This is a genomic window from Bacillus massilinigeriensis (assembly GCF_900117315.1).
Taxonomy (GTDB): Bacteria; Bacillota; Bacilli; order Bacillales; family Cytobacillaceae; genus Bacillus_BE; species Bacillus_BE massilionigeriensis.
Window position 1 is genome coordinate 3,472,805 of sequence record NZ_LT630337.1, and the last position, 21,368, is coordinate 3,494,172.

The 21,368-nt window shown below is 37.1% G+C and carries 20 protein-coding genes, 1 tRNA gene and 1 riboswitch; of the genes, 7 read left to right on the top strand and 14 right to left on the bottom strand.

What is annotated here, in order from left to right:
• Positions 1–759 precede the first annotated feature (759 nt).
• The 3 genes from BQ6100_RS17330 to BQ6100_RS17340 form a co-directional block, all read right to left on the bottom strand.
• Complete coding sequence (locus tag BQ6100_RS17330) at positions 760–1,932, bottom strand: FtsW/RodA/SpoVE family cell cycle protein (protein WP_075982801.1); 1,173 nt, start codon at positions 1,930–1,932, stop codon at positions 760–762.
• Between the two features lie 235 nt (positions 1,933–2,167).
• Positions 2,168–2,626: an SAM-dependent methyltransferase gene (locus BQ6100_RS17335; RefSeq protein WP_075982802.1), complete on the bottom strand. Its 459-nt coding sequence runs from the start codon at positions 2,624–2,626 to the stop codon at positions 2,168–2,170.
• A complete protein-coding gene (locus tag BQ6100_RS17340; protein WP_075982803.1) occupies positions 2,623–3,414 on the bottom strand; it encodes a DUF4931 domain-containing protein in 792 nt (263 codons plus the stop codon). Before BQ6100_RS17340 ends, BQ6100_RS17335 begins: the two co-directional genes overlap by 4 nt.
• Positions 3,415–3,659: 245 nt before the next feature.
• Here BQ6100_RS17340 and BQ6100_RS17345 point away from each other — a divergent pair, with 245 nt between their 5' ends.
• The 3 genes from BQ6100_RS17345 (at position 3,660) to BQ6100_RS21505 (ending at position 4,873) form a co-directional block, all read left to right on the top strand.
• Entirely contained in the window at positions 3,660–3,848 is a 189-nt protein-coding gene (locus BQ6100_RS17345; RefSeq protein WP_075982804.1) for a hypothetical protein, read from the top strand.
• Between the two features lie 59 nt (positions 3,849–3,907).
• On the top strand, positions 3,908–4,654 hold the full coding sequence (locus BQ6100_RS17350) for a (S)-benzoin forming benzil reductase (RefSeq protein WP_075982805.1): 747 nt from the start codon (positions 3,908–3,910) through the stop codon (positions 4,652–4,654).
• 69 nt (positions 4,655–4,723) lie between these two features.
• Entirely contained in the window at positions 4,724–4,873 is a 150-nt protein-coding gene (locus BQ6100_RS21505; protein WP_173719865.1) for a hypothetical protein, read from the top strand.
• Positions 4,874–4,934: 61 nt separating this feature from the next.
• Here the strand turns inward: BQ6100_RS21505 and BQ6100_RS17355 are convergent, their stop codons facing one another.
• The 6 genes from BQ6100_RS17355 to BQ6100_RS17380 form a co-directional block, all read right to left on the bottom strand.
• Positions 4,935–6,056, bottom strand: coding sequence for a CaiB/BaiF CoA transferase family protein (locus tag BQ6100_RS17355; RefSeq protein WP_075982806.1), 1,122 nt, complete (start codon positions 6,054–6,056; stop codon positions 4,935–4,937).
• A 217-nt stretch (positions 6,057–6,273) separates the two neighbouring features.
• On the bottom strand, positions 6,274–9,402 hold the full coding sequence (locus BQ6100_RS17360) for an MMPL family transporter (RefSeq protein WP_075982807.1): 3,129 nt from the start codon (positions 9,400–9,402) through the stop codon (positions 6,274–6,276).
• The gene (locus BQ6100_RS17365) at positions 9,399–9,866 is read right to left on the bottom strand and encodes a MarR family winged helix-turn-helix transcriptional regulator (protein WP_075982808.1); all 468 of its coding nucleotides are present in this window, start codon (positions 9,864–9,866) and stop codon (positions 9,399–9,401) included. Before BQ6100_RS17365 ends, BQ6100_RS17360 begins: the two co-directional genes overlap by 4 nt.
• Before the next feature lie 270 nt (positions 9,867–10,136).
• Entirely contained in the window at positions 10,137–10,871 is a 735-nt protein-coding gene (locus tag BQ6100_RS17370) for an amino acid ABC transporter ATP-binding protein (protein WP_075982809.1), read from the bottom strand.
• Positions 10,872–10,888: 17 nt separating this feature from the next.
• Positions 10,889–11,590: an amino acid ABC transporter permease gene (locus tag BQ6100_RS17375; RefSeq protein ID WP_075982810.1), complete on the bottom strand. Its 702-nt coding sequence runs from the start codon at positions 11,588–11,590 to the stop codon at positions 10,889–10,891.
• On the bottom strand, positions 11,577–12,401 hold the full coding sequence (locus tag BQ6100_RS17380; RefSeq protein ID WP_075982811.1) for an amino acid ABC transporter substrate-binding protein: 825 nt from the start codon (positions 12,399–12,401) through the stop codon (positions 11,577–11,579). The genes BQ6100_RS17375 and BQ6100_RS17380 overlap by 14 nt, the downstream gene beginning before the upstream one ends.
• A 263-nt stretch (positions 12,402–12,664) precedes the next feature.
• Between BQ6100_RS17380 and BQ6100_RS17385 the strand changes: the two genes are divergently transcribed.
• Both BQ6100_RS17385 and BQ6100_RS17390 read left to right on the top strand, forming a co-directional pair.
• On the top strand, positions 12,665–13,456 hold the full coding sequence (locus tag BQ6100_RS17385) for a TIGR00266 family protein (RefSeq protein ID WP_075982812.1): 792 nt from the start codon (positions 12,665–12,667) through the stop codon (positions 13,454–13,456).
• Between the two features lie 175 nt (positions 13,457–13,631).
• Positions 13,632–13,704: transfer RNA gene (locus BQ6100_RS17390), tRNA-Lys, on the top strand.
• Positions 13,705–13,824: 120 nt separating this feature from the next.
• On the opposite strand, the gene BQ6100_RS17395 is transcribed toward BQ6100_RS17390, so the two are convergent.
• On the bottom strand, positions 13,825–14,058 hold the full coding sequence (locus BQ6100_RS17395) for a hypothetical protein (RefSeq protein ID WP_075982813.1): 234 nt from the start codon (positions 14,056–14,058) through the stop codon (positions 13,825–13,827).
• A 195-nt stretch (positions 14,059–14,253) separates the two neighbouring features.
• On the opposite strand from BQ6100_RS17395, the gene BQ6100_RS17400 reads away from it, so the two are divergent.
• On the top strand, positions 14,254–14,691 hold the full coding sequence (locus BQ6100_RS17400) for a ferritin-like domain-containing protein (protein ID WP_075982814.1): 438 nt from the start codon (positions 14,254–14,256) through the stop codon (positions 14,689–14,691).
• Between the two features lie 57 nt (positions 14,692–14,748).
• Here BQ6100_RS17400 and BQ6100_RS17405 read toward each other — a convergent pair whose 3' ends face one another.
• The 4 genes from BQ6100_RS17405 to pepF all read right to left on the bottom strand — a co-directional run bounded on the left by BQ6100_RS17405 (position 14,749) and on the right by pepF (position 20,319).
• The gene (locus BQ6100_RS17405; protein ID WP_075982815.1) at positions 14,749–16,110 is read right to left on the bottom strand and encodes a PFL family protein; all 1,362 of its coding nucleotides are present in this window, start codon (positions 16,108–16,110) and stop codon (positions 14,749–14,751) included.
• Between the two features lie 82 nt (positions 16,111–16,192).
• A complete protein-coding gene (locus BQ6100_RS17410; RefSeq protein WP_075982816.1) occupies positions 16,193–16,468 on the bottom strand; it encodes an ACT domain-containing protein in 276 nt (91 codons plus the stop codon).
• A 96-nt stretch (positions 16,469–16,564) separates the two neighbouring features.
• Positions 16,565–16,641: riboswitch (glycine riboswitch) on the bottom strand.
• Between the two features lie 106 nt (positions 16,642–16,747).
• A complete protein-coding gene (locus BQ6100_RS17415) occupies positions 16,748–18,181 on the bottom strand; it encodes an amino acid permease (RefSeq protein ID WP_075982817.1) in 1,434 nt (477 codons plus the stop codon).
• A gap of 233 nt (positions 18,182–18,414) precedes the next feature.
• Entirely contained in the window at positions 18,415–20,319 is a 1,905-nt protein-coding gene (pepF, locus tag BQ6100_RS17420) for an oligoendopeptidase F (protein ID WP_075982818.1), read from the bottom strand.
• Positions 20,320–20,588: 269 nt separating this feature from the next.
• Between pepF and BQ6100_RS17425 the strand changes: the two genes are divergently transcribed.
• Positions 20,589–21,287 carry an SDR family NAD(P)-dependent oxidoreductase gene (locus BQ6100_RS17425; RefSeq protein WP_075982819.1) on the top strand — a complete coding sequence of 233 codons (699 nt, stop codon included), beginning with the start codon at positions 20,589–20,591 and terminating at the stop codon, positions 21,285–21,287.
• The last annotated feature ends 81 nt before the right edge of the window (positions 21,288–21,368 follow it).

Consider the following 21,368-nt stretch of genomic DNA (forward strand, 5'->3'; position numbering starts at 1 on the left):
CTATTATTTTAACATTTTTTGTCTTAATAAAATATATTCATATTTTTAAATTATGAAACAAGTGGTTGTCCCGTTAGGTTCCTTTAACAAAAAAATATACTGTGGTAGCAGAAATCCTCGCTTTTGTGTGAAGTCTAGTAGTGGGTTGTTTAGCGGAAATTGTTATTGAAAATTATTTTCATTTAATTATTGACAATACGTGGAAAGTGAATTATGATTAAAAATATAATTGATAATTATTATCAATGAGAATGCGTACATCTCTGATTTAGTTGCTGTTAAAAATGGAACCGTCGAATTAAGTGATGCATTTGGAATGGAGTGGACGGTGTACTCGACGAGAACTCCATTCCATATGACATCGAGGAAATTCCTATTAAATATTCTCTTAACTTTGAATATATAGCTCCTCCCCCCTTTCAGGAGCCCCTTAAAGAAGAACCTGTTTTTCCCGCAGGTTCTTTTGTATTGATAAAGGAATTCTGAATTGAATGATGGTGGCTTTGTTGAAAAGTCTATGTAGTTTCGGTTCACTTGGATTTTTCAAGCAGCTTCCTCCGTAACGGACACCAGTTCCGTTAATTGCATCAAATCAAGCCTTTTCCGCCTCAATTTCGCTAACAGCAGATCCTCTATCCGTTAGATTCAATTTAAGTCGTGCTTTTATACTAATAGCGAATCTCTATCCGTTCAATCCAATACACATCCCATCCCTCATCAAACCCCAAACAAACAAAAAAGCGAAGGACATCCTCCGCTTTAATCACTACTGGCAAACATATACTTTTTATAATGATACCGAATTGAAAAAATAAGACTAATAGCAAGCATATTCCCCATTAACGAACTCCCACCATAGCTTACAAACGGGAGAGGAATCCCCGTGATAGGCAATAAACCGATCGTCATACCGATATTTTGAAAGACATGGAAGGTTATCATGCTAATAACACCTACACATATATAGGTATAATAATTGTTCTTCGTTTCCATTCCAACCTTCGTTATATGGTAAATTAAAAGGAAAAATAGACTAATTAATACGCTTGCACCAATAAATCCGAACTCTTCACCTATGATACTAAAAATAAAGTCCGTATGGCTCTCTGGTAAATATACCTCTCTAGTACCATAGCCTTTACCCGTCGTTTCACCAGATCCAATGGCAAGTAGTGACTTAGTTAACTGAAAGCCAGTGGTACTTTGGTAATTGTAAGGGTCCAGCCAAGAATAAATTCGTCCGAATTGATATTCCTTTACTCCTAAGTACTTTTCTAGGATATCTGGCTTTATAAGTACAAAATAGAAAATGACAGAAATCATCAGTACTCCAAAGCTGAAAATTGGAGTCAATATTTTCCATGAAATACCTGAGATAAAAATCATTCCGATCATGATAGCAATAAACACAAGAGATGTACCTAAATCAGGCTGCTGCATAACGAGCAACAATGGGATAAAGGTTACAATTCCGATTTTTACAAGTAACCACATATCGGTTTTCAGGGTCTTTACACGGTTTTTTTGATGATGATCTTCAATTACCCTGGCAAGGGCTAAAATGATGAACACCTTCACGAATTCAGATGGCTGCAGGGAGCCCATTCCAGGTACCTTGTACCAGCTCTTTGCCCCATTGATTACTGGAGCAATGCTACTTGGCGCAACAATTAAGAATGTAAGCAAGAATAGTCCAAAACCATACACATACCAGGTAAGCTTTCTTAACTGATCCGAATCAAGTGTAATCACAGCGGCAATAATTCCCGAACCAGCAATATACCAAACAATCTGCTTTAATAGGAAATTTTCTTGATATTGACCTGTGGATTGTGCACTAAATATAGCAACACAGCTAGACAAAAACAATAATGATAATATAAAAATTAAATTAAAATCAATTCTAGATTGAGTATTCTTATTTGAAGTCATGCTTTATTCCCCTTTGATGAGAAAACAGATTGATGTTAGTTTTAGTATGAGCAAAACATAAGACTTGATTAACCTTTCTTACAAATATAAAACAAGAAATAAGCAATTACCAACTCTTTGTGTGTATAGTACAAATTAAAATCTACTACAACTCATCATTATATTTTTATTAGGGAAAAAGCACAACTTTTTTTAAATGATGGTTATTATTACAAATACTTAATCACCTGGATTGTTAAAAATAATCTTTCATTAATTCAGTAGCCCAATTTGGTTGCTTAACTTCCCCTTTTGGCCCAAATTCAACCATATATGGCTTTATATCCAATACTGGAGTACCTTCTATAGCATCTAAATTTTTCACTTCCAAGCTCAAACCATCTCTTTTGATGATTTCACAGACTGTAATCCCAATTTGATTCGGTCTATTTTTTCCTCTTTGACTAAAGATACCTACCTTTGGCCAATTAGGATTATTTCTTGGATGTCTTGCATTGGTTTCAATTTTTTCAGCCTTCACTTCATTCATATAAAAGATAACTACAACATGTGAAAAATCCTCTAAACCATAAAGAGCCTCTTCTGAAAAAATATTTTCATCAAGTCTAATAAAAGCAGTTTCCTTCCCCCAATGATCGTCTATCATTTCATTTCTGGTACTTTTGACAAATCCTATTGGATTCATGGTAATCATGATGGAATCTCCCTCCCTTTATTAACCTCTGAAAAATATTTTGATTGAATATCCTCAACCATCCATTCGAGATTATCTGGGATTTGAGGAATCGAATAACCAATGTAGATAGGTGTCGTGATAAATCTTGGAACAATTTTTGCAAAAATATCTTCACCCATATGATAGAAAAAGATATTATAGCTTGAACAGCGATAAGGAAAAGCATGTAAGGTGTAATGGGTTGCTACTTGAATAAAAGAAGCAAACTGATTCATTCCCTTTATATCATTCATTTTGACATTAAATTCAGTAAATCCAATCTTTGGCTTATTTGAAACAGAGAAAACTACCCCTTCTTTTTCTTGGATCACATAACCTTCAAAATCTCGCAGTTGAACCTTTTCTTTGTAATCTACTGTTTTTAGCCCAATAATTTGCATATGTGGATGAGCAATTGAACCTCCAGATAAGGGGCCATGGTTTTTGAAAAAGATAACCGATTGGTATTCCCCACTCTCCTCCATTGCTAGCCAATGTTTAATCCCAAAGTTAATTAATTTTATTAAATGATCACTCGAATAAGTAGAGATTTCCCCATGGCAATCATCTGTTTCAATTAAAACAGTTTGAAACGTATCCTCTAAAACAGGATATTTATTTTTTAATAGAATGATGGAATCACACATATCGATAATCCCAGTTAATTGATCCGTTGCACAAAAAGGACAGCTCGTCTCTTTATTTCTTATACTATTTGGTTTTGCCTTTCCAATAGACGTCTTAAATAATAAATGATTGTATTTCATCCCCTAATTCCTACCTTTATTCTTTTCTTAGTTTTAATATTAGTAAAAATAAAAGCGATTTACGAGTTTAAAGCCTTTGACATAATGATTTTTTATCGAATTATACAAATATTTCATAAATTATTAAATATTATGAAATATTTATCTATTTCGCTTGAAAAATACATATTTGAGTGATAACACTAAATTATACAGAATAAAATGAATATTCAACGATTATCAACAGAAAGACGAGATGATTACCGATGGGTAAGTTTTTAAAAGCACCGCACTATTGCTTAATATGGACGGTACTGAGTACAGTTGGCTTCTATTTAGTCGTTGGAATTTCAACATTAACTATTGCCTGTTTTTGCTCCGGTGTTATCTTATCAACCATTAATTTTCTTGAGGAAGATAAGAAATTTTACGAGGAGGAGAATAATCGTTTATAATAACGATCATTCTCCTTTTTTAGATTGAACCCATCAAATATTCGAGGTGATGACAAGTAATGAAACTGGCTATTATTACAGGTGCTTCTAAAGGATTAGGCCTTGCTATTGCTAAAGAATTGTTGGAAAAGAAAATTGGTATTATGACGATTTCCAGAACGGAAAATGAACAATTAAAGAATGATACCCTCTCGAAGCAGCTATTTTATCAGCACCTTTCATGCGATTTTAGCAATTTGAATCAGGTGGAGATGGTGTTTTCTAATCTTTCCCAACAAATTGATTTTGCATCTCTAGAGACTATTTATTTAATCAATAATGCTGGCGTCGTAAATCCAATTCATACAGTTGGAAACATGGATAATCAAGAACTTATATCTAATATTGAGATAAATTTAATTGCGCCTATGCTGATAACGAATATTTTGTTAAAAAGGATGAAATCAAATTTAACAGTTATTAACGTTACTTCTGGAGCAGCTGAAAAGCCTTATCATGGCTGGAGTGCCTACTGCAGCTCAAAGTCTGGAATCAATATGTTTTCTCGTGCATTTGCTTTAGAACAGGAAATCGAAGGCAAAAACCACAAGATTATCGCCTTTAGCCCTGGAATAATGGATACAGACATGCAGGCAAAGATACGGAACTCCACAAATGAGGAATTTCATCTCATCGAGAAATTCAAAGATTATAAGGAAAATGGTTTGTTAAGAAGCCCAGAAGAGGTTGCATCAGCTTTAATTCGGTTCGTTTTAAAGGATGACTTTCATAATGGTGAAGTCTATCATGTAAATGATCTGTTATAATCTCCCTACATAAAATTTCCCCTTAACGCCATACTAATTCTGACCATTTTATGAAGGAGTCTGGTTGAAATGACAAAGAAGTATAATAAAGGAAGTATGAATCAAAACTCTCCAAGAAAAGGGAACACAGAATTTGCCCAAGAAATCATCAGTGGGGACAATAGTAAGGGGAATAAAAGAAATAAGGATCAGAATGATAAAACTGATGATGGTCAATAAGGTTAATAAAGCTGTCGGATAAGGAATGAGTACATCTTATCCGACTTCCTTTGTCTTATCATCATTTATTAGAAGGTAGGATTCCCTCTAGTTTTTCTAAAATCTCTTCATTACTCGCACCTGAATGTAAACCGGCATGTCTGTATTCTGGGGAAAAGATAGATGACTTAATTGGGCAAGCCATTTGTTTCTCAGTCCCACCATTTAATTGAGGAACATCAACAATCATCCCACGGTCCACTAAATGCGGATGCTCACAGGCCTCTGCAAAGGTTAAGACTGGTTCAGCACAGGCTTCAAATTCATTAAAAATGTCCTGCCATTCCTCAAAAGTTTTTTGTAAAAAGGCTTCTCGAACGACCTGTTTAAAGGTAGAGATATGTTCAGGTTTATTGCTTAAGCTAATTTCAATCAAATCCTCACGCCCAATGGCCTCACATAAAGCCTTTCTAAATTTTGGTTCAAGGCTACCTACTGAGAAATATCTCCCATCACTTGTTTCATAATAGCCGTAAAAGGTACCCCCATTAAGCAACGATTTCTCCGACTCTGGGTTGATTCCTCGATTTAAAAAGAGCGGAGCTGAAAGGGCATTTAAAGTAAAGCTACAGTCCGTCATGCTAATATCAATCAATTGTCCTTCACCAGTTCGTTCACGGTAAATAACAGCAGACAAGATTCCAATCACGGAATGTAAGGATCCCCCTGCAATATCTGCCACCTGGATTCCAAGATTAGCTGGACCTCCATTCTGCGTTCCTGAATGACTTGACACACCCGCAATTGAAAGATAATTAATATCATGTCCAGGTCGATTCCTCAATGGACCAGTCTGCCCAAATCCTGTTAGTGAACAATAAATAAGGCGTGGATTAATCTTTTTTAATTCCTCATAACCCAGTCCAAAGCGTTCCATTACACCCGGACGAAATTGTTCAATTATAATATCGTATTCTTTAATTAGCTCTTTTACTATTTCAATAGACTCTGATTTTTTCAAATCTAAAGCAAGAGACTTCTTCGAGCGGTTCAGATAGGAATCTAATTCCTGAGTAATCGTATTATTAGATGGCTTTTCAACATGAATGACCTCAGCACCTAAATCGGCCATTAATAAGGTTGCAAATGGACCTGGTAAAAGAGTGGAGAAATCCAAAATCTTTAAATTACTAAGTAATGTCATTTAACGATACACATCCATTCCTCTTCGTAATTGAAATCACATACAAAAATGTAAAATATTACACTTGCCTATTTAAAATTATAAATGAGACTAGTATAGTTGCCAAATAATTTTCTTAAAATTCAGTAAAATAATCCGATATGATTTATGGAAAAAAGGTTTCTTCGTTTTTGTATACAAAAAAGGAGCCTTCTAGCTCCTTTCTTGTACTTAATTTTTACTTATTAATATTTTTATTAATAAACGGCCACCAGTTTGCTCTACCAAATAATTTAGCCATAACCGGGATAAACAGTGGCAGAATGATCATTCCATATAGGAACAACCCAACTAAAACAATGGTCGCAATTTCCAGCAAGGATAGTACACCAGATGGCATCATGGCAGCAAATGTTCCGCCTAAAATGATGGCAGCCGAGATGATTACTGTCCCCATCTTTTTCATAGAAAGCAACATTGCTTCCTTAACCGATAATTGCTTATATTCATTAAATCGATCCATGAGGAAGATACTATAATCTATTCCTAATGCAATAAGTATAACAAATGCAAAGAATGGAACGGCCCAGCCTATGCCTGTATACCCTAACCCATTAACAAAGATTAATTCCGTAATCGACATCGAAGTATAATAGGTTAATATTAATGAAAGTAATAAATAGATTGGCATAACTAAAGAACGAAGTAGGAAGAATAGGATAATTCCAATTCCCGTTAACATGAAAAATACAGTTCTAGAATAATCATCGTCTGATACTGATCTCAAATCTGCATACGTACTTGTCGTTCCACCAACTGCTATCGTAGCATTTTCAAGTTTCGTTCCTTTCGTTGCCTGTTTAATCGTTGATTTTATCTCTGGAATCGTATCTATTGCTTCATTTGAATAAGGATTTTCCTTAAACACCACGTCTAAAGTCATAACCTTACGATTTTCAGACATGTAAGTATCAAGAACCTTACTGAAATCCTCACTACTTAGAACCTCATCAGGAATATACATTCCAGTCAAACTTGACTCGGTTGATGAAAGCTCCATTAAATAATCCTGTGCCGTACCAAGACCATTATGGACCTTATCAAGACCCTCAGCGCTTTGATTCAAACCATTGGTTAAATCACTGATTTGACCGCCTAAGCTAGAAAATCCATCGAGAAGCTGCTGTTGACCATCATTAATGCTAGATAGCCCGCCTGAAACTTGGGGTAACTTTTCAATTGCCTGCGCTTGACCATCTGCTGCAGCTGTCATTCCTTTTTCAAGCTGATCGAGACCTGTGATAAGTGTTGACATCCCATTATTTAAGGCCTTTTGGCCATCTGTAATCTTCTTAAATGATTGATTGGCCGTTTTTACCCCATTCGCAGCACCAGATAGAGAAGTGTTCAATTGCTTCAATCCGGCTGATAGCTGTGCTGTCGTTGCTTGAGCCTGCTGTACACTGCCTTTAATGGTTAAATACCTTTCATCAGATGCTAGGCCTTCATATCTTGAATCATTCTCAAGACTTGGGAATAATTGATTAACATTGCTTAATCCTTTTGATAAGCTGGATAATCCGTTTGCCACATTTTCATAATTCTTTTCAATAGTCGTTAACCCGCTCGCTACCCCTTGATAGCCGTTTAATAACTGTACACTTCCGGCTTGTAGCTTGACAGCATTCGCTCGAATTTCCTCTAAGCCTTTTTTCGCTTCACCTGATCCCATGGAGCCTTTACGAATTCCAGCTTCAATCTGGCTTAAGCCCTTTTGAAGCTCGGTCATACCAGATTGTAATTTAGAGGTTCCTGTAATTAACTCGCTAATCCCATTGGTTGCAGTTTTGAGTTTTGGAGCAGATTTGGACATTTCACTCCCAGCTTGATGAAGACCATTACTAATTTTTTTAATCCCTTCATTCCCATCGCCTAATCCATCTCCAAGGGTTTCAGCTTGTTTGGAGACGAAGAGATCCTCAATTGGTTCACCCATTGGACGAGTTGCAGACCTTACTTGGTCAACCTCATCGATTTTTTCGAGCTCTCCGCTAATTTTTTCTGCTAGACCAATATATTCAGAGTTATCCATGGCATCATCATTTTTAATGACAATTTTCGTTGTCATGGATTGACCTGGACCAAAACTATCTGCAATTAAATTAAACGCATTGATAGATGGAGCATTGTCTCCAGCCTCTTCTAGCGCATTATAAGAACGAATTCCATCATAAGTAACTAAAAATGGGACGGTTACCCCTGCAACAATCAATAAGGTGATAATTGGACGAGCAAGGGCAAAGCTTCCAATCGTCCCCCATAGCTTGCTTTCTTTATGCTCAAGCTGTCCTTTGGAAGGCCAGAATATCTTCTTGCCAAGGACGGACATAAAGAATGGAACAATTGTCGCAATTGCCACAAGGAGTATAGCAACCCCAACAGCAACTGCAGCAGCTGATTGATAAAGATTAAATGTTGAAAGTCCAATAGCTGAAAAACCAATCATAACCGCAATTGCACTAAATAATACGGTTTTACCAGCTGTACGATATGTTTCTACAATGGCATCTGTTAAGCTTTCATGTCTTGAAAACTCCTCTTTAAATCGACTTAAAAGAAGGATACAATAGTCTGTTCCAAGTCCGAATAAAACGGCAACAAGGAAAATTTGTGTGTAAGAGGATATCGGAAAATTCACCTTATCGACTAAAAATGATACAACAGATTGCGACGCTAAATACGTAAAGCCTACTGTAATCAGCGGAATAAAAGGTGCAACAATGGAACGGAAAACTAGTAGGAGCACAGCCAAAATAAATACAACCGTAATTCCTTCCGTTTTCTTCAGTCCTTCTTGAGCATTTGTATTTAAGTCTTCACCGATCATCCAGCTACTTGTATAGTAGTGATCGACTTTAATGTCTTTTAACGCTTTATATAAAAGTTCAGTTTCCGCTTTTGCTGAACGGTCTCCCAGTTCAACAGTTACTGCAGTTAGGATGGACTTTTCATCCTTTGATACGAGCTGTTCTTCTAAACCTTTTTCTTTAAGATGAGTAGTTATTTCTGTAATTCCTAATTCAGCTTTATTGGCCTCTAGCTCATCAATCGCCATTTTCACTTCATCTAAACGTTCACCAGTTAACTTCTTATCACTATGAAAGATAAGTGCTACCTGGCTCTCATCGCCGTTGGATATTTCCTTCATGATTTGGTCCGCTTTAGCCGATGAATAGCTATCCGGTACGGTTAGTTCCCCTTTTTCCCGAACTAGGTCAGCCATGTTTGGGGCTGTAACTAGAAGGACAGCAACAACTGCTATCCACGCGAGTAAAATGAACCATTTTCCTTTAATTATTCCTCTCATTCTTTCTCCTCCAAGTTGTCTTCCTTAATCTCTAGCAAAATATCTGAAAGTTTTTCATATGTTTTTAAAAAGGTTTCTATTTGCTCTTTTTCAAACCTAGTTAAAAACATGGCAACAAGACAGTTGATTTTTTTTTCCGTTTTAGCAAAAAACTCAATCCCTAATTTCGACAAAGTCAAATAGACAATGCGCCGGTCGGTTTCATCTCTAGTCCGGGTGATTAATCCCTTATCAACAAGACGAGTGATAATTGCCGTAATCGCACTCTTTTTTACTTCAAAAATCTCCGCAAGTTCAGTCGAGGTTACTTTGCCGGATTGGTGAATATGCCTCAGGATATTAAACTGATCATCCGTAATATCATCCGCAATTTGCCCTTTAATCAAGGTACTAGCTCTTTTATTCACAGTAAATGAAACACGAAGATACCGATTAATAAGTTCATCAATTTGATTCGGATCCATTGACAATCATTACCTTTCTATTAATGGTTCAACTATTTAACTATTAACGTATTTAACTATAATCATCATGTGCCCGTCTTGTCAATTAGGAAGTTGTTATATACGGGAAATATATAATAGTCTTGCTTTTTTGTGGTGTTTTACTGATTTAACGGATCCTGTGTCCGTTAGAATCAGGGGGAATCGTTCAAGCTGTCCATGTTGTTAATAGGCGTAGTTGACCACCCACACCTAAAAAAACCCGTTCCACTTAGTGTAACGGGTTTTCCTTTATTGGATTAAGTTTAAAAATTGCTTTGTGCGTTCTTCTCGAGGGTTAGAGAAGATTTGTTCTGGCTTTCCTCTCTCGATAATGACGCCTCCATCCATGAAAATCACTTCATCAGCAACTTCCTTTGCGAAACGCATTTCATGGGTAACGACAATCATCGTTTTCCCTTCATCTGCTAAATCCTTCATTACCTTTAATACTTCTCCCACTAATTCAGGGTCTAGGGCAGAGGTCGGTTCATCAAACAGCATGACCTTTGGCTCCATTGCTAAGGCTCTTGCAATTCCGACACGTTGTTGTTGTCCGCCTGAAAGCTGATGTGGATAAAAATTTAGTTTATCTCCTAAGCCCACCTTATTCAATAAATCTACAGCCTTTTTTCGTGCAGCACTCTTTGCCTCTTTTTTTACGGTAATTGGGCCTTCCATCACGTTCTCCAGCGCTGTTTTGTGTGGAAAAAGATTATACCCTTGAAAAACCATACCAGTTAAACGGCGAAAGGCAGGAATTTTCTTCTTATCGACTTTTGTTGAAAAGTTAAGCTCCTGATTTTCAATAGTAAGAACTCCTGCTGTTGGCTCCTCTAATAAATTAAAGCATCGCAGCAAGGTTGTCTTTCCAGAACCAGATGGTCCAATAATGACAATCACTTTTCCTTTTTCAACTTCAAGGTTGATTCCCTTTAATACTTCTAAATCATCAAAACGTTTATGAAGATCTTTTATTGAAATCATTATATTCCTCCTCCTTTCTATTTCGAAACATACCGATCTAATCGACTTTCTAGTTTTCCTTGTCCAATAGAGAGGAAGAAGCAAATGATCCAATAAATTAGAGCCGCCTCACTGTAGAGTAATAAAAACTCATAGTTAGTCGAGGCAATTTCCTGGGCTTTTCTAAACATCTCTGTTACTAAAATAAGCGACGCCAAGGATGTATCCTTTACTAAGCTAATAAATGAATTTGATAATGGTGGAACTGATACTCGAGTTGCTTGTGGTAGAATGATTCTCTTCATTGTTTGTGAATAGCTCATTCCAATCGAATACCCTGCCTCCCACTGGCCTTTTGGAATCGAAAGAATAGCTGCTCGGATTATTTCCGATGCATACGCCCCAACACTTAGCGAAAAACCTAGAATTGCTGCAGGATAAGGATCAATAACGATTCCAATGGTAGGCAATCCATAGAATAAGATAAATAACTGAACTAATAATGGCGTGCCGCGGATTGCCGAAACATAAATTCGAGCGATTATCTGCAATATTTTAATACTAGAGATCCTTGCTAAGGCGGTTAATACAGCCAATACCAATCCTATGACAAAAGTAATAAGCGTCAATGGAATGGTATACAAAAGAGCTCCCTTCAATAAAGGTTGAAGGGAACTTTGAGCTATCGATACTAGTCTTTCCATTCTTTCAGGGTCAGCAAATATACTACTTAAGTACATCTTCACCAAACCATTTCTTTGAAATTTGTAAATACGTACCATCTTCAATCATATCAGCTAATGCTTTGTTTGCAGCTTCCACAAGCTCATCGCTACCTTTTCTAAACATAAGTCCACTTTGAGAAGCTTCCTCATGAATGGCAACCTCTTTAATAGGAGCATCTGGTTTTTTCTTTTTATAATCCAGATAGGTAAGGTTATCATTAATAGTTGCATCCACACGCTTGGATGAGAGCAATTCAACTGATTGGTTAAATCCTTCCACGCCGACTAATTCGGCACCTAGTGATTTTGCCATATCTCCATAGTTACTAGTTAGTGATTGTGCAGATTTCTTTCCTTTTATATCCTCGAATTTCTTGATATCCTTATTATCCTTGTGTGTAATAAGAATTGCTTTTGAGGTAATATATGGACTTGAAAAGTCATACTTTTCTTCGCGATCTGGACGAATACCAACTTGGTTGGCAATCATATCAAAGCGTTTGGCATCTAAACCAGCAAACATTGCATCCCACTGAGTTTCTTGATATTCTGCTTTCACTCCTAGGCGCTTCGCTACTTCGTTTGCAATATCCACATCAAAACCAGTTAACTTACCACTGTCATCATGAAAAGTGAATGGCGGGTATGTACCTTCTGTTCCAATTAATATTTTGCCTTCATCTTTTATTTTTGAAAGCAAATCACCATTTGTAGCTTCAGTCTTGTCTTCTTTTTTGTCTGTCGCATTATCATCATTTGTGCCGCAGCCAGCTAATAGAAGGCTAAAGCTTAAAAGTAATGCGTAAAATAGTGATAGTTTTTTCATTTAAATCCCCCTAATTCTGATAGATTTTATCGGTATTTGCTATACTAGCATTAAAACAGCCATTCGTCAAAGGAAATTTATTTACAATTATTTTCTTCATTATTGTCAAAATTAATCTAATTTTATTGGTTCAGATGAATTTCGCCTCCTTTTTATTACAAAATATAATTTGATCCTAAAGAATCTAAATAAACATAGATTCTACTGCTCTTTTCTTTTAAAATTAAAGATGGAAAGAAACCCAAAAAATGGAGGGATCAAATATGAATAACCACGAGATTGACTACAAAATATACGGCGACGATATGCAGTTCGTTGAAGTGGAATTAGATCCACAGGAAACCGTTATTGCAGAGGCTGGCGGCCTAATGATGATGGAAGATGACATTAACATGGAAACGATCTTCGGCGATGGAAGCGGAAGTGGCGGTGGTGGATTAATGGGTAAGCTTTTTAGTGCTGGTAAGCGCGTTCTTACTGGAGAAAGCTTATTTATGACAGCCTTCACTAATCAAGGCCATGGAAAGAGTCATGTTTCATTCGCCTCTCCATATCCAGGAAAAATCATCCCATTAGATTTAAGTGAATTAGGTGGAAAAATTATTTGTCAAAAGGATGCCTTTTTAGCTGCAGCAAAAGGGGTATCAGTCGGTATCGAATTCCAACGCAAAATTGGTGCAGGATTCTTTGGCGGTGAGGGATTTATTATGCAGAAGCTTGAAGGAGATGGAATGGCTTTTGTACATGCAGGAGGAACATTACATAGGAAGGATCTTGCTCCGGGAGAGAAATTAAGAGTTGATACTGGTTGTTTAGTTGCTATGACAGCAGGGGTCGATTATGATATAGAATTCGTTAAAGGAGTAAAGACGGCATTATTTGGTGGAGAAGGTCTTTTCTTCGCAACCCTTAGAGGACCAGGAACAGTGTGGATTCAGTCCTTACCATTTAGCCGTTTAGCAAGTCGTGTATTTGCTGCTGCACCGCATAGAGGTGGGGCAAGCGAAGAGGGCAGCGTGTTAAAAGGCATTTTCAATATGTTAGATGGAGATTGAAAATAGCATAAACCATTCGGTTGGCGCTAAGCTTATTAGATATGGAAAGTAAAAGAATAAATCTTCTTATCTATTGTAAAAAGGTCGGTTTTTTATCCGGCCTTTATTTTTTCCAATAAAATGAATTTTAGTATTGCCTCCACTAGAATATTATGGTATTATAATAGACGTTCTCGGGATATTAGCTTAGTTGGTAGAGCAGCTGACTCTTAATCAGCAGGTCGTAGGTTCGATCCCTACATATCCCATCAAATATTTTCTCAAAAAAAATCCTGAACTTCTGATTTTGGAAGCACAGGATTTTTTTATTATAGTAGATTTTTTAAAAACCAATTTTCCCATACAAATGCTTTGTCGATATCTTTTTATTATTCCACCCTTTGAGTTCGACCACTGACTTTATCCATCAAGTGTAAAAAGTGAAAGAAGCCAAAAATCATCATCGCTGATGCCATCACACTTAAGCTCATGAATAAAGCAAGGTTCTCTCCATTGAAACCGTTTACAAAAAGGCTGATAAAAAATATGATGATTCCCACTGATAATCCAATTCCTGAAACTACGCGAACAATTGTCAGGCATTTATCCATGTCTTTCTTCATGACCCATCACCCTCCTATACTTCTATTCTATGTTCGTTCACAAAATTGTCAAACTTTTTTCCAAAAAAATTCTCTATGACTTGCACGGTTCAAAAAAGTTTCCGTATCATGCTATGAATTTTCATTTTTTTGCTATGTATTAAATTTTGTTAGACTTCCCGTTAATCATGAGCGTATAGAAGGGTGTGAATAAAATTGTATCCATACTTATATTATTTAGTGGATCAAAGTAGACAAACAAACCTGATTTCCAATATCGAAAAAGCTATTAATGGAGAATATAGCGCTATTCGATGTTATGAAAATCTAGCTAAGCTTGCCCGGTCAAATGAGGTCAGGGAGCAAATACTTGAGATTAGAAAGGATGAACAAAAGCATTTTCAACAATTTGTTCAGCTTTATACACGATTATCCGGAAAAAAACCTAGTCCAAAAATTAGTGAGGAATGTCCGGATACATGGATTGAGGGGTTAAACTTCGCATTTAAGGATGAACAGGAAACTGTTGATTTCTATTTAGATATTTCTGATCAAACACAGGATCCCTATATTCGAGAGATTTTTAGAAAAGCAGCTGCAGACGAGCAAAATCATGCAGTTTGGTTTTTGTACTATTTGACTGCAAAAGGTTGAAAGCAATATGCAAGGTGTCAAGCACCGCAATGCCTGACACCTGAAACACCTTGATTTTTAGTTAATTAATGATTGTAATGGAGCAGGAATTCTTCCCCCACGGCGAACTAGTTTTTCTGAGCTATATGGATTGACTCCCATTACTGGAGCACGACCAAGCAAGCCTCCAAACTCAACCGTGTCTCCTTCTACCTTCCCTGGAACAGGAATAACACGGACCGCCGTTGTTTTCTTATTTATCATGCCTATCGCTGCTTCGTCTGCAATAATGGCTGAGAGTGTAGCTGGAGTAGCATCACCAGTAAGAGCAATCATATCTAGACCTACAGAACAAACGCAAGTCATTGCTTCTAGCTTAGAAAGCGTAAGGGCGTTGTCCAAAATCCCTTGTATCATTCCATTATCTTCACTGACCGGGATGAAGGCACCACTTAATCCGCCTACATAGGAGCTCGCCATGGCGCCTCCTTTTTTCACTGCGTCATTCATAAGGGCAAGAGCTGCAATTGTTCCATGAGTTCCTACACGCTCAAGTCCAATTTCCTCCAATATTTCCGCCACACTATCATTCATAGCATTGGTGGGTGCAAGCGATAAATCCATGATTCCAAAAGGAACCCCTAGTCGTTCTGCAACGACACGTCCAATTAATTCACCAGCCCTTGTAATTTTAAAGGCTGTCTTTTTAATGACCTCTGACACTTCACCTAAGTCTGCCTCCGGATGCTTTTTCAAGGCATTCAATACCACCCCTGGGCCACTTACACCTACATTAAGAACGACTTCGCCTTCGCCGGCCCCATGAAAGGCTCCAGCCATAAAGGGATTGTCCTCAACAGGGTTACAAAAGACAACAAGCTTCGCACATGCTAGTCCATTTTCATCTTTAGTCCTTTCAGCAGCTTCCTTAATAATATGACCCATGCTTCTTACTGCATCCATATTAATACCGGATCTTGTTGATGCCACTGAGACAGAAGCACACACACGATTAGTTACACTTAATGCTTCAGGGAGAGCATCAAGCAAGGTTTGGTCTCCTTTTGTGATTCCTTTATGTACAAGAGCTGAATAACCTCCAATAAAATCAACCCCAAGAACAGTAGCCGCTTTATCTAATGTCCTGGCTAATTCAACAGCTTGTTCCTTTGTTGCATTCCCTAAAATTTCTGCAATTGGAGTGATGGAAATTCTTTTATTTATGATAGGTATCCCATACTCTTTTTCAGCCTCTTCTGCTACTTCCTTTAAGCGGCTAGCTAAGCGGGTGATTTTGTCATATACCTTCTTATTCATCTTTTCAAAATCTGAATCGGCACAGTCATACAGACTGATCCCCATCGTTACGGTTCGAATATCTAAATTTTCCATTTGCACCATTCGGATTGTTTCAATCATTTCCTGTAGAGCAATGTTCATGTTCGTCCTCCTATTTTCCCTATTTTCATTAGCCCTTAAAAAGAAAGGTGCCCTAAGTTCTGAAACTTTTCAGGAGAAACCTTTAAATTCGATGCATAGCCTCAAAGATTTCCTCTAGCTGAATATTTATTTTCAATCCAAGATCTGTTCCTAAAAGGTCTAGATTATTTTGTAAAACATCAAATTGTTCAAATCCAGAAACGTCCACAACCATCATCATTGTGAAAAAATCCTGCATAATCGTCTGGCTGATATCAAGAATATTAATTTGGTTCTCCGATAAAACCGTTGTTACTTTTGCAATGATCCCTACTTGGTCCTTTCCAATAACACTAACAACCGCACGTCTTCTTCCCATGTTCATCACCTCAATAATTTTTATAAATCGACATACAAAAGGAGATTGGATGCCCTCCAATCTCCAGTTCAGTCGAATAACGATCAATCAAGTACCTGTTACTCTTCTGTCCTTTTGCCTGAGATTGTGAATCCTTCGGCGCCGCTTCCTGCGGTCTCTCCAGAAGCTGCTCCTGCTATAGTTTTACCCATAACACTCACCGCTACTATTTTATTAAAATAATAAAAATTATAGCAACTCTAAAGGTACTGGTCAATAACATTAGTCTCACGACGATAATTAAATCATTTCACCTTTTTTTATTTGTCCAACTACCACAGTTTTAGATTCCGGTTCTTTCATAATGAACGGATACAAAACAAGACCTACTGCAAAAAGCCCTATACCTAAGAAGAAGGTTTTTAAATCGGCTGTTCCTGTTTTAATCACCCATAAAGAATAAATGAGAGCAAGTACGGTAATGGTTCCGTCTACTAATCTAGAGCCTTTGACCTCATTATAGGTTTCCCCAGTAATGACTAACTTCATTTGATAGATAGCTGAAACCAAATAAGGAATCAAATAGGCAAGTGTAGCCACTACCATAGCAAAATTATAGGCTTGGGTAACCGTGCTAGAAACAGTTGCAAAAAGAAAGATTTGTGTCATTAAATTCGTTAATGTTAATGAACGTTTCGGGCTACCCTTCTGATTTGTTTTGGCAAACCACTTGGGAAATAAGTTTGTTTTTGCCGCTTGATATGGGACCTCAGAACTCACCACAATCCACCCAACAGTAGAACCAAATAATGAAATTAAGGCAAGAATGGCCATAATAGTTGCTCCATTGCTTCCAATCACTGCTTGAAGGGCGTCAACTAATGGCTTCTGTGAGGAGATGAGCTTTTCATGTGGTACTACCGCCATGGTAAGCAAGGTAATGCCCATATAAATCATCACTGAAATCACTAGCCCTAGCATCGTTGCTTTTTTCACATCTCTCTGAGATTTCGCACGATTGGATAGCATAACTGCAGCTTCAATCCCAATAAATGCCCATAGGGTTGAAATAGCAGCTGCATTGATTTGACCTCCAAATGCCACCTGTTCTCCCTCAACATTTGTAAACGAATCTCCAAATCCCAGGTTCGTGGAGTCAAAAATAGAGAGAGTTATAACAATAAAAAGTACAAACCCGATTATTTTTGCAACCGTTGTAATTAAATTTATTTTCCCTGCATGATTAAAATTATGTGTTAAAATCCACTGAATTCCCCATAGCATAATACTGCAAACAAGGAAGGTAATCCCCTTACCCAATTCTAACTGAAATGTTCCGATTGAAAATAATATATGTGAGCTTTGCATAATCGGAAAGAATGTAGATAGATATCCTGCGAATGAGATAATAACTGATGCTGTTGCGGCCCAATTAGCCGCCCAATATCCCCATGCCATACTATACCCAGCTATTTTCCCGCTCTTCGGAGATTGAAATATTGCTTGGGCATAGCTCTGCGGTCCAGCCTTTAGCTCAGGTTTTCGAATGGCTAAATTCCCAAAAACTAAGGCGAGCATTAATACACCTAACCCAGTAGCACCCCATGACAATAGTGCACCTTCTGAGCTTGATACTTGAGCAAGGTTAGCTGGAATCATGAAGATTCCACCACCAATCATATTTCCAATAACAAATGTTGTTAAAATAAACAGTCCCCATTTTTTATTTTCCATCTGCAAACACCTTCCATGCTGTCTAATCATTTTTTAAAAATATTTTATCTATCACGGGTTCTTAACCTAACAGGAAGAACAATGATATTTCTAGTAGCATTCGAACAATTTTTTATCACGCGATTTATTATAGCACGATACTTTAGTTTGGTAAATTGGTAAATAAATAAAGAAATAATAAAAAGCTGTTGAAAGTTCAAACCACCTTCTCCAGCTTTTTTATTTATGCCTATCTAGGATTTCTCTTTCAATAAAGCTTCTAACTCGTCTAAAGTTTCTTCAAAAACCTCTAGCGCTTGATCAATTGGCTTTGTAGTCGACATATCAATACCCGCTTCCTTTAAAAGGATTATTGGGGACTTGGATCCTCCTGCGCTTAATAGCTTTTCCTTAATAATTGATACTTTCTTTGAACCTTCTTTCCTAATTTGATCAGAAAGGGCAGCTGATGCAGCGAAGCTTGTCGCATATTGGTACACGTAAAAGCTATTATAGAAATGTGGGATACGAGCCCATTCCATCTCGATTTCTTTATCATTATGCATGGCAGTCCCATAATATTTTTTATTTAAGTCACCATATATTTTCTTTAATGCCTCTGCATTGAGAGACTCCCCTTTTTGCTCTAAATCATGGATCATCTTTTCGAATTCAGCAAACTGTGTTTGACGAAATAGGGTCGTCCGAAAATCCTCCAGCCGCTGATTTAACAAAACCATTTTTTCTTTCTTCGTTTTTGCCTTTTGATATTCACTATTCCAAAGGAGGGCTTCATTAAGAGTTGAAGCAACCTCGGCGGTAAAGATGGTGTAACCAGAGGTAATATATGGTTGATGCTTATTTGAATATAAGGAATTCATCGCATGACCTAATTCATGGGCAAGGGTGTAAACATCATTTTTTGTTCCATGATAATTTAATAATATATACGGATGCCCATCATATGCACCCCACTGATATGCCCCACTTCTTTTATCCTCAGTTGCATAAACATCTACCCAACCTTCTGCAAATGCCCTTTTAATTTCATTAACATACTCTTCTCCCATAGGCTTCAAACCTTCTATGACCATTTTCTGGGCTTCTTCATATGGAATATAGCTGTCATTTTCTTCGGCAATTGGCACATGAATGTCATACATATGTAAATCATCTACCTGGAGCATCTTTCCCTTCAACTCAACATAACGATGCAATAGGGGCAACCCTTTATGAACGGATTGTATAAGTTTGTTATAAACCTCTACAGGAATGTGATTAGAATTTAATGACGCTTCAAGGGCAGAGGGATACTTTCTTATATTGGCATAAATATTATCAGCTTTAACTTCTGCTCCTAATGTTTCTGCAAATGAATCCTGGTACTTAGCCAATGTTCGATAATAAGTATGAAAGGCTTGTTTTCGAATATCTCGGTTCTTGTTTCCCATAAACACAGGGTAATTGGACCGAGTTAATGGAATCAACTGATTTTTCTCATCCTTAATGGCCGGAAATTGGATATCCTTTTCGAGCATTTCATATACATTGGATCCGGTTGAACTAAGTGGTGATATTTTTGCCAAAAGTAACTCCATTTCCTTTGAAAGAGTATGAGGCTTGGAGTGAACAATATTGGACAGCACCTTTTTATAATGTCTAAGTGAGGGATCCTTTAGATATTTTTTCATTTGCCTTTTAGGAATACTTACTACCTCAGGCCTGAACCAAGACGTATTTTCATACACCATTGTTGCCATATTCTCAGAACGGTCTGTCATGGTTTGCAACTTTGGGTTGGATTGATTGACGTCAAATGATAGCTGGGCATATACATAGGCCTTTTCCTCAATCCTTGACAGCTTGATATATTCCTCTATGGCATTTTTCATAATTGAGGGGGACTTTGAAAGTTTATTCTTATATTTCTTCTTGAAGTCTTCAGACAATTCTTCTGCCTCCCTCACATCCTCTTCCCACTCTTTTTTTGATGGATACATGGACTCAAGATTCCACTTGTATTGATGGGGAATATCTTGGCGTGTTTGAAAGGTCGGAACACGCTTACCCTCCTTGGCGAGAATAATGCCTGGATAAAGTTCAATAGTTAACAAAGTGATTGCCATACTCATGACGGCCCTTATCATTCTTTTTTTCAATGCCCTATCCTCCTGTTTACGTATAATGCTTTAAATGGTCACCTGGAGAAATGCTTAACTCCATTTTTAGGATAATTGTACGTGCTTTAATTGAATTATTAGTTTGGCATTTACCTGGTGAAATATGTAAAGGGAGGTTATTGACAAAAATTTGACATATTTTATAAAAAATAACTAATATAATTTTCAGAATATATTGACTTTTACAAAGAACTATTATACATTATTAATCACATATGAATTAGAGAATTAATAAGAGGGGGAATGAAATGAATAGTTTACATCAAAAAGTAGCGATCATTACAGGTGCAGGTAGTGGACTTGGAAAGGAGACAGCAATTGCGTTTGCAAGAGAGGGAGCAAATGTCGTCATCTGCGACCGCAGTTATGAGATTCTTCAGCCTGTAGAGGCGCTAATCCATGAACAATTTGAAGTAGAAGTATTGTCAGTACAGGCAGACGTTTCAACAGAGTCTGATGTAAACAGGCTAATTCGTAAGGTAATAGCTAAATTTCAAAGAATTGATATTCTTATCAACAATGCGGCCATATTTCAACAATATCATGTCATTGATAGTCCATTAGATTCTTGGGAATATCAAATCAACAATAATGCCACAAGTGTATTTTTAATGATGAGAGAAGCTTTACCATACATGAGAAGTGAAAAATCAGGGCATATCATTAATATTACATCTGGGATTGTAAAAGAAGGTGCTGCCGGATTTGGCGCTTATGCAGCCAGTAAGGCGGCGATTGAAGCGTTAACCTATTCCGTACAGGATGAAGAGCATCGTAAGGGAATAAAAATCCATGTCTTTAATCCTGGAGTGATGAAAACTAATTTAGCACGTGTTGGTGAACATCCTGCAAATATTGCTCCGTATTTAGTTCATTTAGTACAGTCTTCTCCTCTTTGTGAAAGTAGAGTCATTACTCCCGAAGACTTCCAATTGTTAAGCAGCTGAAACATTTAAAGCAAACTCTTCCCTTTAAAAACTCCCAAAAAAATGTACCAAAGGCGACTGATAAAAGCCTCCTCTGGTACA

What these genes read in the sequence shown, in the direction of transcription:
- BQ6100_RS17330 (WP_075982801.1), bottom strand. Translation starts at nt 1,932, where the DNA reads ATGACTTCAAATAAGAATACTCAATCTAGAATTGATTTTAATTTAATT.
- BQ6100_RS17335 (WP_075982802.1), bottom strand. Translation starts at nt 2,626, where the DNA reads ATGATTACCATGAATCCAATAGGATTTGTCAAAAGTACCAGAAATGAA.
- BQ6100_RS17340 (WP_075982803.1), bottom strand. Translation starts at nt 3,414, where the DNA reads ATGAAATACAATCATTTATTATTTAAGACGTCTATTGGAAAGGCAAAA.
- BQ6100_RS17345 (WP_075982804.1), top strand. Translation starts at nt 3,660, where the DNA reads ATGGGTAAGTTTTTAAAAGCACCGCACTATTGCTTAATATGGACGGTA.
- BQ6100_RS17350 (WP_075982805.1), top strand. Translation starts at nt 3,908, where the DNA reads ATGAAACTGGCTATTATTACAGGTGCTTCTAAAGGATTAGGCCTTGCT.
- BQ6100_RS21505 (WP_173719865.1), top strand. Translation starts at nt 4,724, where the DNA reads ATGACAAAGAAGTATAATAAAGGAAGTATGAATCAAAACTCTCCAAGA.
- BQ6100_RS17355 (WP_075982806.1), bottom strand. Translation starts at nt 6,056, where the DNA reads ATGACATTACTTAGTAATTTAAAGATTTTGGATTTCTCCACTCTTTTA.
- BQ6100_RS17360 (WP_075982807.1), bottom strand. Translation starts at nt 9,402, where the DNA reads ATGAGAGGAATAATTAAAGGAAAATGGTTCATTTTACTCGCGTGGATA.
- BQ6100_RS17365 (WP_075982808.1), bottom strand. Translation starts at nt 9,866, where the DNA reads ATGGATCCGAATCAAATTGATGAACTTATTAATCGGTATCTTCGTGTT.
- BQ6100_RS17370 (WP_075982809.1), bottom strand. Translation starts at nt 10,871, where the DNA reads ATGATTTCAATAAAAGATCTTCATAAACGTTTTGATGATTTAGAAGTA.
- BQ6100_RS17375 (WP_075982810.1), bottom strand. Translation starts at nt 11,590, where the DNA reads ATGTACTTAAGTAGTATATTTGCTGACCCTGAAAGAATGGAAAGACTA.
- BQ6100_RS17380 (WP_075982811.1), bottom strand. Translation starts at nt 12,401, where the DNA reads ATGAAAAAACTATCACTATTTTACGCATTACTTTTAAGCTTTAGCCTT.
- BQ6100_RS17385 (WP_075982812.1), top strand. Translation starts at nt 12,665, where the DNA reads ATGAATAACCACGAGATTGACTACAAAATATACGGCGACGATATGCAG.
- BQ6100_RS17395 (WP_075982813.1), bottom strand. Translation starts at nt 14,058, where the DNA reads ATGAAGAAAGACATGGATAAATGCCTGACAATTGTTCGCGTAGTTTCA.
- BQ6100_RS17405 (WP_075982815.1), bottom strand. Translation starts at nt 16,110, where the DNA reads ATGAACATTGCTCTACAGGAAATGATTGAAACAATCCGAATGGTGCAA.
- BQ6100_RS17410 (WP_075982816.1), bottom strand. Translation starts at nt 16,468, where the DNA reads ATGGGAAGAAGACGTGCGGTTGTTAGTGTTATTGGAAAGGACCAAGTA.
- BQ6100_RS17415 (WP_075982817.1), bottom strand. Translation starts at nt 18,181, where the DNA reads ATGGAAAATAAAAAATGGGGACTGTTTATTTTAACAACATTTGTTATT.
- BQ6100_RS17425 (WP_075982819.1), top strand. Translation starts at nt 20,589, where the DNA reads ATGAATAGTTTACATCAAAAAGTAGCGATCATTACAGGTGCAGGTAGT.